This is a genomic window from Maricaulis sp. (assembly GCF_048270265.1).
In the GTDB taxonomy this organism is placed as follows: Bacteria; Pseudomonadota; Alphaproteobacteria; order Caulobacterales; family Maricaulaceae; genus Maricaulis.
Genome location: NZ_JBLWTD010000008.1, coordinates 14504 through 32366 on the forward strand (window position 1 = coordinate 14504; position 17863 = coordinate 32366).

Below are 17863 nucleotides of genomic sequence, written 5' to 3' on the forward strand. Positions count from 1 at the left end.
ATGACGACACCAACCGGCCGTTTCTCCAAAACGCCAGTGCCGCCCTATTACGCGGTCATCTTCACCAGCCTGCTCGCTGAAAATGATGAGGGGTATGGTGCCATGGCCGATGCGATGTACGCACTTGCGCTGGAACAACCCGGCTGTCTGGGCGCAGAAAGTGCCCGCGATGCGGACAGGCTGGGGATTACGGTGTCCTACTGGCGCGACGAGGAGAGCATCGCGGCCTGGAAGGGCCTCGCCAGGCATCTGGTCGCCCAGAAAGTGGGCATTGAGCGCTGGTATACGCATTACGAATTACGGGTGGCCAAAGTCGAGCGCGCCTATTCGGGCCCTGAGGGGCGCTCTGTTGATTGAAGCCGCCTGCGTCTGAGCCACCGCCCAGAATTCACTTTCTCCACCGCTGCGCTCGCTGCTAGCATCCCCGCAATTCAAACGGGGGAGCACCACCATGTTCATCGGTCATTACGCGCCAGCTTTCATCGGCAAGCGCATCGCCAAAACCGTTCCGCTCTGGGTTCTGTTCGCTGCGGTCCAGCTGGTCGATATCGCCTGGGGCGCCTTCATCGCGACGGGTGTCGAACATGTGCGCATTATCGAGGGCTTCACCGCCTCAAATTCGCTCGACCTCTACGACATGCCCTGGACGCACAGCCTCGTTATGGCACTGGTCTGGTCGCTCGGCGCCGGTCTGGTCTGGGCGGCGTTGGCACGCCGCGACAAGAGACTCGGCGGCATCGTTGTCGGCGCGGCGGTTTTCTCGCACTGGCTCACCGACCTGATCGTGCATGTGCCCGACCTGCTGCTCTATCCCGGCTCGGATATCAAATTCGGCTTTGGCCTGTGGAATAACTTCCCCGTTGCCATGGCGCTGGAGCTGGCACTGTTTCTTGGTGCGATGGCGATCTATCTGACCGGCACGCGCGCGAAGGGCGGGTTCGGGCGGATCTGGCCCGTCATCGCCACGGTCCTGATGCTGGGCCTGTTCTATCTCGGTATGACCACGCCGCCGCCGTCAGATATTGCCGTGGCCGGATACTCGGCCGTGGTGATGTATCTGCTGATCTGCGCCATCGCAGCCGGTTTCGATCTGACCCGCGAGGCAAAATAGCAAAAGGCCGCCCCGATCACGGGATCGAAGCGGCCCTTTTCAAGCGGCGATACCTCTAGCGGTTGGTGATCAGTTCCCGCACATCGTCAGCCAACGCTGTCAATGAGGCGTCGTTGAGATAGACCATGTGGCCACCGTCATAGTAACGCATATGTACCCGGTCCTGCACGAAGCCGGGCTGGTGGAACATCAGTTCCGCCCCCATGAACGGGGTGGCCAGATCGTAATAACCCTGGGCGACCAACACTTGCAGGTCAGAGTTCTGCCGCATGGCACGAGCAATCCACGGACCGGTATTGATGTAGCTGTTATTGCCCATCCGACCGGTATCCCAGTTCCAGTCCCCGACATCGCCGAGGGTGGCGTAGGGCTGGGTCAGATCGACCCCAAGGGTGCGTCCGAAATAGTCCTGCATTGCGGCGGTGTAGCCGCCATCAATGCCATAGAAGCTCGGATCCGCATCCGGCCGCTCGCCGACGCCATCAATCTCGACCCCGGTATAGCGGGCATCGAAGCGACCGACTGAAAGGCCCTGGTCGCGCAGCAGTTCGCGCTGGAACCGGCTGAGCGAGACGCGCAGATTGGCACGCTGGAGATAGTTCGCGGGCAGGCCGATAAACTGAGACAATTCGCTGGCGATCTGTGCCTGGCGTTCGGCTGGCAGCGAGACGCCATACATCAGCGCGGGCATGTAGTCTTCGATGGCAAATGTACGCGCATCGGCGAGGAATGTTTCGATGTCATTATTCCAGGCGGAGCGGTCGATACGGTTGTGATGCCAGGCGGCCGCCGCGTAGCCGGGCATCAAGGCGACATAACCGACATCATTGCCGTCCGCCGTGTCGTTATAGCGGAAGTCGAGAACGGTCGAGATCAACACGACGCCGTTGATGGCGACGTCGGTGTAGCCGCCTTCCAGCTGGTTCAGCAGGGCGCCAACGCGCGTTGTGCCGTAGCTCTCGCCGAGCAAGTATTTCGGGGAGTTCCAGCGTTGATGCTCCGACAGCCAGATGCGTATGAACTGGTCCAGGCTTGCGGCGTCCTCGTTCACGCCCCAGAATTCAGAGCCTTCATGCTCGCCGAGTGGGCGGCTCCAGCCTGTACCGACCGGATCGATAAAGACCAGATCGGCGACATCCAGAATGGAGCGGGTGTTCTCAACGATGTCATAGGGCGCGGCGCCGTCGTCCCCGGCATCCGGTAGAACCAGGTGCCGAGGTCCGAATACGCCCAGATGGAGCCACAAGCTGGCCGAGCCCGGGCCGCCATTGAAGACGAAGGCCACCGGGCGGGTACGAGGATCGCTGGTGCCGTCCGCGATGTAGGTTGTGGCAAAAATCGAGGCCGTCGGATTGCCGTCACTATCACGCAGATAGGTTTCACCGGCCGTTGCCGTATACCGCACGCGCTGCCCGTTGACCGTCACTTGGCCGCGGGTTTCATAGCTGCGCGCCTCGGGAATTGGCGCGGCCTCCTCGGCGATAGCGCCGACGGAAATCATGGCGAGGCTGAGCGTGGCGACTAGTGTGCGGATCATCGTGTTTCCCTCCAATAATTTCACGGGGGTCTAAAGCTCCGGGGGGCGGAGGGAAAGTTACAGTTTGGTTGGCTGGAAAATCGCCGTGGCGCGCGTGAGGGGCAGGGGGGGGCGCTGATCTCCGCCGTGGTCATGTATTTCGTGATCTGCGCGATCGCAGCCGGTTTCGACCTGACCCGTGAGAAAAAATAGCAAAAGGCCGCCCCGATCACGGGATCGGAGCGGCCCTTTTCAAGCGGTGATACCTCTAGCGGTTGGTGATCAACTCGCGGATATCGGCGGTGAAATCGACCAGCGAAGGCTGGTGGATATACATCATGTGGCCGGCTTCATAATATTTGAAGTGGACCCGGTCCTGGTCGAAACCGGGCTGGTTGAACATCAGCTCGGCCGCGAAGAAGGGTGTGGCCAGGTCGAAATGACCCTGGGCGACCAGCACCTGGAGATCGGAATTCTGCCGCATGGCACGTGCGATCCACGGCGCGACATTGATATAGCTGTTGTCGCCCGACTGGCCGACATCCCAGTTCCAGCCCCGAACCCCGCCGATCGAGGAATAATACTCGGTGATATCAACACCGAGCGTCCGGGTGAAATAATCCAGCATCGAGGCGGTATAGCTTCCATCAATGCCGTAAAAGCTCGGGTCCTGTTCCGGGCTGTCACCGACGCCATCGACTTCCTGGCCGGTATAGCGGCTGTCGAGCCGGCCGACCGAGAGGCCCTGATCGCGCAGCAATTCCCGTTGGAAGCGGCGTAGTGAGACACGCATATTGGCGCGTTCGATGAAGCTTTCCGACAGGCCGGTGAATTGCGACAATTCGTGCACGACGCGCGCTTTGCGCTCGGCCGGCAGGGAGACCCCGTACATCAGGGCCGGCATGTATTCCTCAATCGCGAAGGTGCGGGCGGCATCGAGGAAGCTGTCGATATCGTTGTTCCAGGCCGAGCGATCGACACGGCCATGGTACCAGGCGGTGGCGGCAAAGCCGGGCATCAGGCCGACAAATCCGACATCATTGCCATCGGAGGTGTCGTCGAAGCGAAAATCGAGCACGGTGGAAATCAGCGCAACGCCATTGATGGAGACGTCAGTGAAGCCGCCTTCGAGCTGGTTGAGCAAGGCGCCGATGCGCAGGGTGCCATAGCTTTCACCGAGCAGGAATTTCGGTGAATTCCAGCGCTGGTGCTCGCTCAGCCACATACGCATGAAGGCGGCGAGGCTTTCGGCGTCCTCGTCGACGCCCCAGAATTCGCTGCCCTCATGATCGCCAAGGGGGCGGCTCCAGCCGGTTCCGACCGGATCGACGAAGACCAGATCGGCAACATCGAGAATCGAATAGGTGTTTTCGACAACATCATAGGGTGCAGCGCCATCGTCCTGGACGTCGGGCAGGACCAGGCGTTGTGGTCCGAACACGCCCATATGCAGCCAGAGACTGGCCGAGCCGGGCCCGCCATTGAAGACGAAGGCGACCGGGCGCGTGCGCGGGTCGGTGGTTCCGTCGGCGATATAGGCGGTCGAGAAGATGGAGGCGGTTGGATTGCCGTCTTCGTCGAGCAGATAGGTCTCGCCGGCGGTCGCGGTATAGCGCACCCGTTGACCGTTCACGGTCACCTGACCGCGGGTTTCATAACTACGTGCCTCGGGCGTGTTCGCCGCGTCGTCGGCGGCAAGGACCGGCGCTGACAGGCAGGCCAGACTCAGCGCGGCAGCCAGGATCTTGATCATGTAACTTCCCCTAGATGGTTCGCGCCAAGTCTAGGGCGCACCGGCATGGAGGGAAAGTTACCGATTGTTCGGACGCAGCTAGCGCTTCTTCTCCACGAGCAGGTTTTTGGGCCGGCGTTCGCGGGCGGTCGCGAACAGCTGGAAGCTCTGATTGACGAAATTCGTCACGTCGGTGAGCGAGGCGATGAAGCTGAGCAGTTCCGGCGTGCGCTCGGCCTCGACCAGTCGCACCGGTGCCGACGGATCGGGCGTTTCGAAGCGGACATAGAAGAGCGGCTCGCCGCGCTTCAGGATCAGGTCCTTGGACAGGTCATGCCATTCAAACGCCCACATGTGCTGGCGCGGCCAGACATCGATCGGAAAACGGCCGCACAGCATCACGCCGGGGCGCTGGACCGGCATGTAGTGCAGGAAGGGCGGGAACTGGTTCACATAGACCGGATCGTCCGAGACGAAGACGAAGGGCGTGGCGATCTGCAGCATCGGCCGGCTGGGATGGCGCCATTCATTCTGCGGCGAAAGGGCGAGGATCTGCTGCAGCCCGGCCGGACGGGTCGAGGCCATCGGGCCATCGACATTGGTCAGGGTCAGCTGGCCCTGGGCATTGGGCTGCATGCGCAGGTGCAGGTCGATCGGCGAATTGATCACGAAATGGCGCCGGTCAAATTCGACAGCGGCCGGGCACACGGTGGCGGATTTCGAAGTGGTCGGTTTGGGGACGTCGAAACTGACAGGCTTTGGCGCGTCCCAGATCAGGCTCGCCTTCTCGTCCTTGAACAGCCAGCCGATCTTGTAGCGGCGCCGGGTGTCGAATTCGGCATCGCGTTGCATTTGCCGGTGGAGCTTCACAAACATCCGGACTCACCTCTTCTGAAACAGGTCGCGAGCCTAGGCGAAGCCTCGCGGTGAATCGACCGCGAATTCAGCCTCGCCTGGCGGCAGGCGATGATGGAATTACCGCCGCGTCCGCGCTATAGCCCGGCCATGAATTATCGTCACGCCTTCCACGCCGGAAATTTCGCCGATGTCGTCAAGCACGCCATCCTCGCGCTTTGCCTCGAACATCTCGGGTCCAAGGACAAACCCTATCGGGTGATCGATACCCACGCGGGAATCGGTGCCTATGACCTGACCTCCGACGAGGCCAGGCGCAGCCCTGAATGGGTTGAGGGTATTGGCCGCATTCTCGGGGCCGACATGCCCGATGATGTCGCCGCGGCGCTCAAGCCCTATCTCGACCTGCTGGCCGAGATGAATCCCGGCGCCCTGACCGAATATCCCGGCTCGCCGGAAATCTCCGCCCGCATCACGCGCCCGATCGACCGCATGCAGTTGTGCGAATTGCACGAGGCTGATGCCCGCACGCTCGAGCGCCGCTATGCTCGCGACGGCCGCGTCAAGGTCGAGCATCGCGATGGCTACAAGGCCCTGACCGGTCTGGTGCCGCCGAAGGAAAAGCGCGGCCTGGTCCTGATCGACCCGCCCTTCGAGGATCGCGACGAGCTGGCGCATCTGGCCGAGGCGGTGATGCCGGCCCTGAAGAAGTGGCCCACAGGCACGTACGTGTTCTGGCGTTCGCTGAAAAACCTCTGGGCGGCTGACCGTTTCGACAACGGGCTCACCGAGTGGCTGATCACCGAGCAGGGTTTCGAGCCTGAGAAAATCCTGCGCGCCGATTTGTGGATCCGTGACCTGGCCAGCGAGGGCAAACTCGCCGGTGCCGGTGTGATCGTCATCAATCCGCCCTGGCAGCTGGAGGAGAAGCTCCTCGCGCTGATGCCCTGGCTCGCCGAGACACTGGCGCAGGGCGATGGCTATGGCTGGCGCGTCGATGGCGGGCTGACCGAAGAAGACGTCGAGGCGGTTGACGAAGACTAGTTCGCGAACGTTCAAGATGATGTCGGCCGGAGCCCGGCTGCCGTCCGTCGGCTAGCTCAGCAGGCAACGCATGAACCGCCAATCGTGATGCAGGGCTTCCGGGACCTCGGCCCCGGGATAAGGGGGGGTGTCGAAGAACCCCGCCGCTTCATACAGACGATGAGCGGAGGTCATGAACGGGCCCGTGTCCAGCACCAGCTCCCGATAGCCGAAGGCACGGGCATCTTGCACGAGCCGGTCCAGGATTTTTGCCCCCGCGCCTCCGCCGCGGACGGCTTCTGAGACATAGATGCGTTTGATCTCGCCGACGCCATCGCTCACCTGGCGCAGCCCGCCCATGCCGATAGCGGTATCGCCGTCGAGGACGAGGTAGAAGGCGCCTTCCGGCGGCGTCCCCGCGCAAAGCTTGTCTAATGCGGATTCGACATAGGTCGGGATGGTCATGCCCAGAAGCCCGGACAGCGACAGCGCGAATCGCTCTTCCACCGCCGCAGCAATCCAGTTGAGATACGCGACATTGAAGCGTGTGAGCACCTCCCGGTCGCGAACCAAATCGACTCGCTCGAACTGCAGGTTCATAGGCTCTCCTCCCGGATCGGGCCGCGACACGGTATTCACGGACCAAGGGTCGCTACAAGACGAAATTCCATTTATGTGTTCCCAAAGCTCCGCTTGGAAAGATCAATCATGCCGCATCCCTATCTCATCCTCGATGTCTTCACCGACCAGGCCTATTCGGGCAATCCGCTTGCGGTCGTTCTCGAGGCCGATGACCTCGACGATATCGCGATGCAGGTGATCGCCGCCGAATTCAATCTGTCTGAAACGGTGTTCATCACGGAGCCGAAGGGGCAGGAGGCCGATTACGGCCTGCGCATCTTCACACCCAAGAGCGAATTGCCCTTCGCCGGGCATCCGACAGTCGGGGCCTCTGTTGCCCTGGCGCTCAAGGCCGGCGGCGAGCCGGGCAAGCGCCGCCGCTATGTGCTCGAAGAGACGATCGGCGATGTGACCACCGATGCGCGCTATGCCGGGCCGGTCCAGGGCTCGGCCCGCTTCTTCGCACCGAAGCTGCCCGAATATATCGGCGAACTCCCGGAGCTCGACCCGATCGTCGAGGCGCTGGGCCTCAAGGCCGGCGACTTCCTGCAGACCGCTGTGCAAGGCGGTGTCTGGTCGGCGGGCGTGCCCTACGCCATCGTGCCGGTACGCTTTGCGGAGACCATGGCCGATATCCGCATCAACACCGCCGCCTTCGAGGAGGCTTTCGGCGGCGAGACGCCGATCGCAGCCTTTGTGGTCGCCAAGGCCTCTTCGACCGAACACACGACCGACTGGCGTGTGCGCATGTTCGCGCCGCATCTCGGGATTCTCGAGGATCCGGCGACTGGCAGCGCGGCGGCGGCCTTTGCCGGACTGATCGCCGAGCAGGGCGGTCTTGGCGATGGCGATCATTCCATCAGCCTGTATCAGGGCCTGGAAATGGGCCGGCCCAGCCATATGCGGCTGCTGCTGCGCATAGAGGCCGGCAAGCTGACCGAGCTTATGATCGGCGGCGATGCGGTCAAGGTGGCCGAGGGCGTGCTGCTCTAGCCCGCTGAAGCTAGCCAAGCGGCCGTACCGTGAACACGTCATCATCGAGCACGCGCGGGATGATCACCCTCAGGAAATGCGTAGCATAGCGGCGCAGGAAGCGGTCACCACCGGCATCCGAGCTGGGCGAATGGGTCCGCAGCCGGATCAGGCCGCTGCCTTCGCGCGCATCCTTCGAGAAATAGGCGATCTTGTCGCCCGGCGAGGCGGCCGTGATGGCGGCCGCCAAAACCGGTTCATAGGCGCGGGTGAGGGTCTTGCGCAAAAAGCCCTCGCTCTGGAGCAGGGCGCGACGATCGATGTGCAGCACCCGCCTTTCGCTATTGCGGCGATTGCGGTGGGCGCCCTTGATCAGATTGTTGTGGGCATCGATCTCGATCCGGGTGATCGCCTTGCCGGCACTGACGCTGTTCTTGCCGGACACGCGCGGTGCCGTCAGCCAGAGCTGGTAATCGGTGACGGGCAGGCCGGTCTCGTCGACGGCGTCGACCACGATCTGGTAGAACTCATTGAAGCGGCTCTTGTCCGCGCTGGCGCGTCCGAGGATGCGCTCGCGCAAGGCGTCGGCCTCCTCGCCATCCTGGGCGAGCTTGCGCGTCTCGTCGCACACCGCCTGCCATTGCGCCGCGACCTGATCATATCCGGCTGCGCTGTTCACGGCGAGGGCGTCCAGGATCAATTGCGACAAGCGGTTGGCGGTCGCCGGGTCTTTCGACTCGCTGCGCTTGGCCGCGGGGCGCAGTACGGTGAGGTGATGCCGGTCGGGCAGGACAGCGAAGGGCGTCTTGTCGGGGCCGCGCCTTGTCCATTGCGTCAGCCTGGGCTCGGTCAGGGAACCGGTGGTGAAGTCGACGGTCATCCCCTGCGGATCCATATTGGCACTGGCGATCCGCACCGTGCCATCCCAGGCCTCCTCGCCGAGGATCTGGGTGCCGGGGATCTGGCAGGCGCCGACGAGGACGAAGGGGCGCGTGCCCGTGGCCGAGAAGGGGCTGGCCGTTTCGCCATCGGGCGAGAGCCGGTCGATGAGGGCGATGTCCTGCTGCAGGCAGGAGCCCAGCTCGAGCGCATGCAGGAATTCCGTCCCCGTCTGGAAGCCACGATTCCAGCCCTTGACCATGCGCGCCAGCAGCGAGCGGCCGAGCGTTGCCAGGGGCGAGCCGAAATTGGCCGGCGCCAGCATCAGCAGATTGTCGACCGGCGCGCCGCCGGCGGGATAATTCTCCGCCAGCCAGCGCCGCGCCACCAGGGCACCGGTTGAATGCACGATGAGGTGAAAGCGGGCCGGCAGGCGTCCATCGCCCTGCATTTCGTTGATCACGGCCTGCATGCGCCGCGCCGAGTCCGCAACGTGAACATCGTCGGACATGGAGGGATAGCCGCCGAGGAAGAGGTCGGCGGTCTGGTAGCCGTATACGGTCAGGAAATGACCGACCTCGGCCATGGATTTGTCAGATGCACTCCAGCCGTGGATCAGCAACACATGTCCGGGCATGGCGATACCTCACAGCGAATGAGGCATCAGAATAGCACATCCACAGGCTGTGGGATAATGTGGCAAACGCGTTGGGCTAGTAATCATCCTCGGCACTGTCCCACCAGGGGTGCCAGTCGGGAAGGTCCGTGGAGACCTTGAGCGGGAATTCCGGCGCGCGTTTCTCGAGGAAAGACATCACGCCTTCCATCGCATCCGGCCCGACGCCGGCCTGCAAAATACCCTGGGTTTCGACGCGGTGCGCCTCCATCGGATGGCTCGCCCCCAGCATGCGCCAGGCCATGCGCCGCATCAGCGTCACCGAGACCGGAGCGCAGCGTTCGACGATCTCCCGGGCGCGCTTGCGGGCTTCGGGCATCAAGTCGACGGCCGGGACGACGCGGGCCACCAGTCCGGATTCAAAGGCTTCGGCGGCGGAGAAGGTGCGTCCGGTCAGGCCCCAGTCCATCGCCGTGGAAATTCCCACCACACGCGGCAGGAACCAGCTGGCACAGCCATCCCAGACAATGCCGCGCTTCGCGAAGGGATAGGCGAACTTCGCGTCGATCGAGGCCAGGCGGATATCCATCGGCAGGATCATGGTTGCACCGATCCCGACCGAAGCGCCATTGATCGCGCCGATCACCGGTTTGAGACTGTCCCAGATGCGCAGGTTGAGCTTGCCGCCGGCATCGCGCCATTTCGGGTCGCTGCTGTCGAACTCGCCGCTGTCTTGCGACTGCCCGATCAGATCGAATGTTTCTGCACCCATCGACAGGTCGGCACCGGCGCAGAAGGCCGGTGGCTCACCGGTCACGATCACGGCGCGGACCTCGTCATCGGCATCGCTGAGGTCAAAGGCGGCAATCAGCTCGTCGCCCATCTCATAGGTGAAGGCATTGAGCCGGTGCGGCCGGTTCAGGCTGATCGTCGCGACGTGGTCTTCAACGGCATAGGTGATGGTGTTGAACGTCATGGTGCCGGCTCCCCCGTCTCAGGCTGGGGCTCACGCTAGCAGACGTGAGGCCCGCTGCCACCTGTCATGCAGGGGTCAGGCAGGCGTATCGCTGTCTGCCGCCTCATCTTCGATGCTGTTGACGAACAGGCGTCCGCGCTCGGTGATCAGCACGATGACGATCGTCATCGCGCCCATCGCGGCCTGCCCGGTCACGAGCGGCACGGGTGTGCCGTCATAGAGCTGGCCGATATAGGCGCCGGCGAGGGCGGCGAGCACGCCGGTCAGGAAGCCATAGGCCGCCGAGGCGGTGCCGGCGATATGGCCGACGGGCTCCATCGCCAGGGCGCTGAAATTGGCTCCGATCAGCCCGAGCAGGGCCATCGCAGCCGCCAGCATCACCATGAAGACCACAAGATTGTCGACGCCCGCCACCAGCAGGCCGGCATGGGCGGCGCTGATCACGGTGAAGGCGATCAGGGCCCAGTGGGACAGGCGCCGCTGGCCCAGTCGCATCACCAGTTTCGAGTTGGCGTAACTGGTCACACCCATGCCAAGGGCGATAGCGGCGAAGGCGAGGGGGAAGCTGTCACCGAGCGCGAAGTGCTCGGCGAATATCTGTTCCGATGATCCGAGGAAGGCATAGAGCCCGCTGAAGAAGGCGGCGCCGGCCAGGGTATAGCCCAGGGTCAGCCGCGTCGTCATCGCTTCGGTGAAGGCGTGGATCGATGTGCCCCAGCCCAGTTTCTGGCGGAATTCCGGGTGCAGGGTCTCGGGCATGCGAAAGTGCAGCCAGACCATGAGGCCGAGCGCGAACACCATCAGAAAGCCGAAAATTCCCTGCCAGGGCAGCACGAACAGGATCAACTGCCCCATGCTCGGTGCCAGCACGGGCACGGCCATGAATACGGTCATCACCATCGACATCACTTCGGCCATGCGCCGGCCGGAGGTCAGGTCGCGGGCAATGGCGGTGGCGATGACGCGGCAGGCTGCCGCGGCGGCGCCCTGGAAGACGCGCGCGATCAGCAGCATCTCGAAGCTCTGCGACAGCATGCAGACCAGGCTGGCGATCAGAAACAGGCCCAGCGCACCGAGGATGACGGGTTTGCGGCCATAGGCATCGGAGAGCGGACCATAGATCAACTGTGCGCCGCCAAATCCGAGCAGGTAGGCGGTGATGACATATTGGCGATCATTGGGGTGGGCGGTGCCGAGACCGGCGGCGATATCATCAAGCGCCGGCAGCATCATGTCGATGGCCAGGGCGACGACAGCCGTCATCGCGACCAGCAGGGCCACAAGCTCGCCCAGTTTCATGCTCGCGGGCGCGGGCATCGACGCATTGACTCCAGCTGACATTAAAGCCCCCTCATGACCACGCATCCAGCCAGCACACATGCGCAAGGATGTCCGGTCATGCAAGGCGTGAACTGCGCTGGACCGCTTCAGCCCTGTTTTGGATTGTAGAAGATATTGAGCTGGAAGCTCTGCGCGATCCGCCGGGCACGGTCCATGAAATGGGCCTGCGCGGCTTCGCTGGCACCGATCTCGCCCAGCGTCTGTTCAAACAGGGTCAGCCAGGTCTGGAAATGCTCGGGTGTCAGCCCGGTCAGCTTCATGTGAACCGGCATGGGCCGTCCGGAATAGCTGCCATCATGCAGCATGATGGACGACCAGAAGCGCTTCAGCTTGGCAAGGTGCTCGTCCCATTCATCGCCGATCTCGCCATCGAAGATCGGACCCAGTACGGGGTCGGCGCGGACATGGGTGTAGAAGCCGTCGACAAGGCTGGAGATCAGTGTCGCATCAATGCCCATCGCTGCTGCGGCATCGCGGGCAGCGTCGCGCGCCTCGGTGACGCGGATCGGGTAGGGGGTGCTCATGCCGGTTTCTCCTGGGAAGGTTCAGGCTAGGCGCACCGGCAGGGAGCGGCAAGCGCCCCTGGCGCGGCCTGGTGTCGCGTCCCCCGGCCCGTGTGGACCAGAGCGGGTCTAGCCGAATACACGCCGCAGGATGTCGCTGCCGCGCTGCACCGGGTCCTGACGGATGGCGCGCTCTTCCTGGCCGATATAGTGGAAGACGCCGTCAATGGCGCGGCCAACCGCGTGATCGGTGACGGTATCGCGCAGGGAGCCGGTGGCGCTGCGATTGCCGAACAGGCCACCGAGCAGGCTCTGGCCCCGCGAGACCTGGGGCTCGACCGCATCAACGGCGCGATAGGCGCCCGAGCCGGTGAGTGCGGTCTCCATCGAGGGGCGCAGGAGGCTGGTGAGGCGGCTTTCGCTGCGGTCGCGCAGATAATCGGTCGCCGCGGTATTGCCGCCGCGCACGATCGAGACGGCATCGCCGACGCTGATCGATTGCACCGCATCGGTGAAAATGCGTCCGGCCTCGGGCATCGCCGCCTCGGCGGAGCGATTGATGCGTAGTTCCAGATCATCAACCGGGCCCGACATGCCGACGCGGCTGAGCTGGTTCTGCAGGCTGGCGAGCTGGCGCGGCAGCGGGATGTGCACTGCCGGATCGCCGAAAAAGCCGTCCGCCCGGCCCAGGCGCTGGGTTGCCAGGCGCGCGGCTGTCTCCAGCGCGGCGCGAATGCCGGAACGGGCATCGGTCTGGCTCAACCGGCCATAATTCTGGGCCATCGCCGCCGGAGCGAGGGTGAGCGCAAGGGTGGAAATGATAAATTGGCGTCGCAGCATGACAGTCCTCCAGCGTTTGATATCGCACCGTTCGCCTGAACCGGGCTTGAACGCCGCCCGATCAGTCAGGCCTTTTTGACGAATTCCGACTTCAGCTGCATCGCGCCAACGCCGTCAATGCGGCAGTCAATGTCGTGATCGCCCTCGACCAGGCGGATATTCTTGACCTTGGTGCCAACCTTCACGACCAGGGACGAACCCTTGACCTTGAGGTCCTTGATCACGGTGACGGTATCGCCATCGGTGAGTTCGGCCCCGTTGGCATCGCGCCAGACCGGCCCGGTCTCGGCTGCAGCCTCTGCCGACCATTCATGTGCACACTCCGGGCAGACCAGCAGTGGTCCATCCTCATAGGTGTAGACACAGGCGCATTTCGGGCAGGGCGGCAATTCGGACATGGGTGACTCCGGCGACAGGATTTGAACGCGAGCGGCTTAGGCGCTTTGCGCCGGTTTGTCGATGCGCGGGGAGGGGCGGGTTGGCAGGAGGGCGGAAAAACTCCCTGCACGCCGGTTTTTCACCTCACGCCCGGGGCGGACGGGCAGTCGGTCTTTCTGAACAGCTGGCTGAAGGTCAGGCTCACATTGTTACGCTCCGAGTTCCACCGATCTGCGGTGAAGCGCACCCGCGCCAGCTCATTGCGGCCATGGGGCAGGTAGAGGGCGCCGCTCCAGGGCCTGAGGGCACCCGAGCTCGTGCCGGCCGTGAACAGGTGCGATCCACGCGTCTCGCCATTGACCGAGACGGTGACCCGGGTCTCGGGCTGTTCGGGCCGGACCCGGAAATACAGCATGGAATGGCACCGGACGGGTGCGACGGCGTCGAAGGTGATGTTGCGGAAATTGCCCGAGCGCCGCAGCGGCGAGGAGCCTGCAGGCCGGTATGCGATCTCGTTCAAGGCCCGTTCCCGGGCGAATGTGGCCATGTTGCCGATGGAGTCGGACCAGGCGCGTTGCTCCTCCATCGCGGCGGGAGTGCAGGTCTCGCCAGGCGCGGCCATCGCGTCGAAATCGACGATATCGCACAGCACCAGGGCGAGCCGTGCCGTCGCGACGCGCCGGCCTGAGGCGCCGGTATGGTAGCGCGAATCGAGCATCATGTCGGCCGGGACACGGTTGTCATTGAACAGGTAATGGTATTCCAGCCCTTGCTCCTCGAGCTGTGAGGCCAGGTTGCTGATGGCTCCACGGGACAGGGTGGAGAACTCGTGCAGTGGCGGCTGCGTGAGAATGAGCTGAACCCCGCGGCTGTTCAGTTCATTTCGCAGCGCCGTCAGATAGCGTGCAGCCGGCCGGGCCAGGAAGAGGCGTTCATCCTCCGCTTCGCGCGCGCTGCCGAGGGCCTTGAGGGCGTCTGTCCGCGACGGGCCGGGGAGATCCAGATCGCCATAGGCGTTGACGCCAAATCGCCAATAGCCGGAGTCGGGGATGTCGAATTGCTCGCCCGCCAGGAATTGGCCAGCGACCGAGAGGAGTTCGCCGACGGGAAAGGCGCGGAGATACTCCACCCGTTCGCGCGGCTCCAGAAAACCGAACAGGCCCAGCCCCCGTTCAAAATCGACGACGGCTGTCAGCGAGGTGAGCTTGTCCCGGCTGTAGGCCTCATATTCCAGTGGCAGGACGACTACGTCGCCCGGCGCCGCATTACGCGTTGCCAGATAGGCGAAATAGGGCACAGCCAGGCCGGCATGCGAGGCCATGTTGACCACATCGACTCCCAGCGCCTCCGAGAGTTGCTCGGCGCTATAGCCGAGATTGCCGCTGGAGCCGGAAATGATGATGAGCTTCGGGCCATCGATCTGTGCCGCAGCCTCCTCCTTGAGGTCGAGCGACCAGCTTGTCCAGGCGCCATCGCCCCCGACCAAGCGTCCCGACAGGAACAGGACGACGCCAATCGTGGCGGCGCAGAGCGCCAGGAAGCTCAGAAGCGCGGCGAGGGCGAAGCGTCCGTAGGTCATCTCAGAACTGGAAGTAGATGAACTCATTATGGGCCCCGATACGGCTAACATAGACCACATAGAAGAATGCCAGGCACCCGGTCACCATCGCCCAGCGGATGTTCACCGCGAACGGGGGCACATGGATTGTGAATCTGAAGACCCCGGGACGGTGAAGGGCGGGCGGAGCTGGCGGCGGTGTCTTCTCATCCGCGATGAAGACCTCTTGGTTGCGAAAGATCTCGACGGTGTTCGGGAGCCAGATGGCGATGGCTCCGGACAGGGCGAGAAGCTGCAAGGCCAGTGGCGGCCAGTCTCCTGAGGTCTGCAGGCCCCAGGCATCCGCACCGGCAAACATGGAGTGCAGCATTGATGTGGCCGTATCCAGGTCTGCGGCCCGGAACAGAACCCAGCCGGTGACCACGACCAGCATGGTGATCAGCCAGCCGCTGCCATGATCCATCAACCGCCGTGCCGGGGCCGGCGCGTAGCGCGTCCAGAGGTGACAGACCACGAGGGCAGCGCCATGCAGCGCGCCCCAGGCGATAAAGACGATCGAGGCGCCATGCCACAGTCCGCCCAGCAGCATGGTGATCATCAGATTGAGGTAGCGCCGGGCAGATCCGCCACGATTGCCGCCCAGCGGGATGTAGAGATAGTCCCGCAGAAAGTTCGACAGGGTGATGTGCCAGCGGCGCCAGAAATCGACGATGCTCCTAGCCTTGTAGGGGCTGAAGAAGTTTCGCGGCAATTTGATTCCGATCATGAAGGCGAGCGCCGCCGCCATGTCCGAATAGCCGGAGAAATCAAAATAGATTTGAGAGGTATAGGCGAGCACGCCCAGCCAGGTCTCTGTCGTCGAGAGCACACCGCCGGCTGCATAGGCGTCAAACACCGGACCCGCGACCTGGGAGAGATTGTCGGCGATGATGACCTTCTTGAACAGGCCGATGCAGAACAGCGCCATGCCGACGACGAGATATTTCTTGATCTTCTGAAAGGAATAGCTGGCCCGGTTGGCGAAATTCGCCGCGAATTGCGGGATCATCTGGCTGTGATGGACAATCGGGCCGGCGATCAGTTGCGGGAAGAAGCAGACGAAGATGACATAGTCGACAAACCGGCTTTGCCCGGCCTTGCCGCTATAGGTGTCGCACAGGAAGGCGATCTGCTGGAAGGTGAAGAAGGAGATCGCCAGCGGCAGGATGATGTTGAAGGTCCGGAAGTCGAACCCGAACATGAAATCCAGGGATTCGATGAAGAAGTTGCAGTACTTGTAGTAACCCAGCGCCAGCAGGTTTCCGGCGATCCCGAGAACGACAAGGGCAAGCCTGTGCGACCCGGATTCACGCCTCCGCAGAATGGCGCGGTGGATGGCATAGTTGAACAGGATCGAGGCGGAAATGATCGCCAGGTACTCGACCTTCCACCAGCCGTAAAAGGCCAGCGAAAAGACGATGATGATGATCTTGGAAAGTGCCGCATGATCGAGGCGGGCCGAGGCGTAGAAGCACAGCAGGAAGACGGGCACGAACAGGAAAACAAATATCGGGTCTGAGAATACCATCGAACGCAACCGGATCCTGTGGATGGGTCTTATTCGGGCATTCCCGGGCCATCGAGTCCCGTGATGCGCCTTCCCCTGCCCCTGTCACCGGCGAAGCTACAGCCTCCCGGTCAAAACGCAACCACCGGACCAGGTCCGCCGACTGGCCGGAAGTCCCGGACGGGATACGGAATTTCCCGTCTGACACGATCGCGGCTCAGGTCATAACCGGCGCGGTATGCAGGTTCAGGCAGGAGCGCCGCCTCAGACGTTGAACCGGAAATGCATCACATCGCCGTCATGGACGACATAGTCCTTGCCTTCAGCGCGCATCTTGCCCGCTTCCTTGGCACCGGCTTCACCGTTGCAGGCGACGAAGTCGTCGAAGGCAATGGTCTCGGCGCGGATGAAGCCTTTTTCGAAATCGCCATGGATAACGCCGGCGGCCTGCGGTGCGGTCCAGCCTTCATGAATGGTCCAGGCGCGGGCTTCTTTCGGGCCGACGGTGAAATAGGTCACCAGGTCGAGCAGTTTATAGCCGGTGTGGATCAGGCGATCGAGACCGGCCTCGTGCAGGCCGAGCTCTTCGAGATATTCGGCGCGCTCTTCATTGGCGAGCATGGCCAGTTCGGCCTCGATCTTGGCGGAGATCACCACGGCTTCGGCGCCTTCCTCGGCGGCACGCTTGGTAACGATCTCGGAATAGGCATTGCCGGTGGCGGCATCCTCTTCGCCGACATTGGCGATGAAGAGGACAGGCTTGGTGGTCAGCAGCTGCAGGCCGCGCCAGGCTTTTTCATCATCCTTGGAGACTTTCGCGAAGCGGGCCGGGCGGCCTTCAACAAGCTCGGCCAGCGCCAGGTCGATCAGCGGCAGGATTGCCTTGGCATCCTTGTCGCCGGACTTGGCCTTCTTCTCGAGGCCGGCCTTGCGTTTTTCCAGGCTTTCCATGTCGGCGAGCATCAGCTCGGTCTCGACGGTTTCCAGATCGGCCAGCGGGTCGATCTTGCCGCTCACATGGGTGATGTCGTCATCATCGAAACAGCGCAGCACATAGGCGATCGCATCGGTTTCGCGGATGGTGGCGAGAAACTTGTTGCCCAGGCCCTCACCCTTGGAGGCGCCTTCAACCAGGCCGGCGATATCGACGAAATTCATCCGGGCCGGCAGGATTTCCTTCGAACCGGCGATCTCGGCCAGTTTCAGCAGGCGCGGCTCTGGCACGGCAACATCACCGACATTGGGCTCGATGGTGCAGAAGGGATAATTCGCGGCCTGGGCGGCGGCAGTCTGCGTCAGGGCGTTGAACAGGGTCGACTTGCCGACATTGGGCAGGCCGACGATACCGCATTTGAAACCCATGATGCTTGTCCTCTTGAAGTGCCGGGCCGGGAGC

At 63.1% G+C, this 17863-nt stretch carries 17 protein-coding genes; 4 read left to right on the top strand and 13 right to left on the bottom strand.

The features are described from left to right. Together ACN0YF_RS06075 and ACN0YF_RS06080 are read left to right on the top strand one after the other, a co-directional pair. Nucleotides 1-357, top strand: a complete 357-nt coding sequence (locus tag ACN0YF_RS06075; RefSeq protein WP_417493708.1) for an antibiotic biosynthesis monooxygenase family protein — start codon at nt 1-3, stop codon at nt 355-357. A 94-nt stretch (nt 358-451) separates the two neighbouring features. Continuing rightward, nucleotides 452-1111, top strand: a complete 660-nt coding sequence (locus ACN0YF_RS06080; RefSeq protein WP_417493709.1) for a hypothetical protein — start codon at nt 452-454, stop codon at nt 1109-1111. Between the two features lie 55 nt (nt 1112-1166). On the opposite strand, the gene ACN0YF_RS06085 is transcribed toward ACN0YF_RS06080, so the two are convergent. From ACN0YF_RS06085 to ACN0YF_RS06095, 3 genes are all read right to left on the bottom strand, one after another. After that, complete coding sequence (locus ACN0YF_RS06085; protein WP_417493710.1) at nt 1167-2648, bottom strand: S10 family peptidase; 1482 nt, start codon at nt 2646-2648, stop codon at nt 1167-1169. Nucleotides 2649-2895: 247 nt separating this feature from the next. Then, entirely contained in the window at nt 2896-4380 is a 1485-nt protein-coding gene (locus tag ACN0YF_RS06090) for a S10 family peptidase (protein ID WP_417493711.1), read from the bottom strand. Nucleotides 4381-4458: 78 nt separating this feature from the next. Continuing rightward, nucleotides 4459-5235 carry a hypothetical protein gene (locus tag ACN0YF_RS06095; protein ID WP_417493712.1) on the bottom strand — a complete coding sequence of 259 codons (777 nt, stop codon included), beginning with the start codon at nt 5233-5235 and terminating at the stop codon, nt 4459-4461. Nucleotides 5236-5364: 129 nt separating this feature from the next. On the opposite strand from ACN0YF_RS06095, the gene ACN0YF_RS06100 reads away from it, so the two are divergent. Beyond that, a complete protein-coding gene (locus ACN0YF_RS06100; RefSeq protein ID WP_417493713.1) occupies nt 5365-6258 on the top strand; it encodes a 23S rRNA (adenine(2030)-N(6))-methyltransferase RlmJ in 894 nt (297 codons plus the stop codon). Between the two features lie 51 nt (nt 6259-6309). On the opposite strand, the gene ACN0YF_RS06105 is transcribed toward ACN0YF_RS06100, so the two are convergent. Continuing rightward, nucleotides 6310-6837: a GNAT family N-acetyltransferase gene (locus tag ACN0YF_RS06105; protein ID WP_417493714.1), complete on the bottom strand. Its 528-nt coding sequence runs from the start codon at nt 6835-6837 to the stop codon at nt 6310-6312. A 108-nt stretch (nt 6838-6945) separates the two neighbouring features. Here ACN0YF_RS06105 and ACN0YF_RS06110 point away from each other — a divergent pair, with 108 nt between their 5' ends. Then, on the top strand, nt 6946-7851 hold the full coding sequence (locus tag ACN0YF_RS06110; RefSeq protein ID WP_417493715.1) for a PhzF family phenazine biosynthesis protein: 906 nt from the start codon (nt 6946-6948) through the stop codon (nt 7849-7851). A 10-nt stretch (nt 7852-7861) separates the two neighbouring features. Here the strand turns inward: ACN0YF_RS06110 and ACN0YF_RS06115 are convergent, their stop codons facing one another. The 9 genes from ACN0YF_RS06115 to ychF all read right to left on the bottom strand — a co-directional run bounded on the left by ACN0YF_RS06115 (nt 7862) and on the right by ychF (nt 17829). Beyond that, nucleotides 7862-9346: an esterase/lipase family protein gene (locus tag ACN0YF_RS06115; RefSeq protein WP_417493716.1), complete on the bottom strand. Its 1485-nt coding sequence runs from the start codon at nt 9344-9346 to the stop codon at nt 7862-7864. A gap of 76 nt (nt 9347-9422) precedes the next feature. After that, nucleotides 9423-10301, bottom strand: coding sequence for a crotonase/enoyl-CoA hydratase family protein (locus tag ACN0YF_RS06120; protein WP_417493717.1), 879 nt, complete (start codon nt 10299-10301; stop codon nt 9423-9425). 75 nt (nt 10302-10376) lie between these two features. Further along, nucleotides 10377-11642, bottom strand: a complete 1266-nt coding sequence (locus tag ACN0YF_RS06125) for a multidrug effflux MFS transporter (RefSeq protein WP_417493718.1) — start codon at nt 11640-11642, stop codon at nt 10377-10379. 86 nt (nt 11643-11728) lie between these two features. After that, the gene (locus ACN0YF_RS06130; RefSeq protein WP_417493719.1) at nt 11729-12166 is read right to left on the bottom strand and encodes a group III truncated hemoglobin; all 438 of its coding nucleotides are present in this window, start codon (nt 12164-12166) and stop codon (nt 11729-11731) included. A gap of 108 nt (nt 12167-12274) precedes the next feature. Further along, a complete protein-coding gene (locus tag ACN0YF_RS06135) occupies nt 12275-12985 on the bottom strand; it encodes a DUF4197 domain-containing protein (protein WP_417481381.1) in 711 nt (236 codons plus the stop codon). A gap of 65 nt (nt 12986-13050) precedes the next feature. Beyond that, a complete protein-coding gene (locus ACN0YF_RS06140) occupies nt 13051-13383 on the bottom strand; it encodes a zinc ribbon domain-containing protein YjdM (protein ID WP_417493720.1) in 333 nt (110 codons plus the stop codon). A gap of 119 nt (nt 13384-13502) precedes the next feature. Then, entirely contained in the window at nt 13503-14942 is a 1440-nt protein-coding gene (locus tag ACN0YF_RS06145; protein ID WP_417493721.1) for a hypothetical protein, read from the bottom strand. A gap of 1 nt (nt 14943) precedes the next feature. Beyond that, entirely contained in the window at nt 14944-16488 is a 1545-nt protein-coding gene (locus ACN0YF_RS06150) for an MBOAT family O-acyltransferase (protein ID WP_417493722.1), read from the bottom strand. 243 nt (nt 16489-16731) lie between these two features. Further along, complete coding sequence (gene ychF / locus ACN0YF_RS06155) at nt 16732-17829, bottom strand: redox-regulated ATPase YchF (RefSeq protein ID WP_417493723.1); 1098 nt, start codon at nt 17827-17829, stop codon at nt 16732-16734. Nucleotides 17830-17863: the final 34 nt, after the last annotated feature.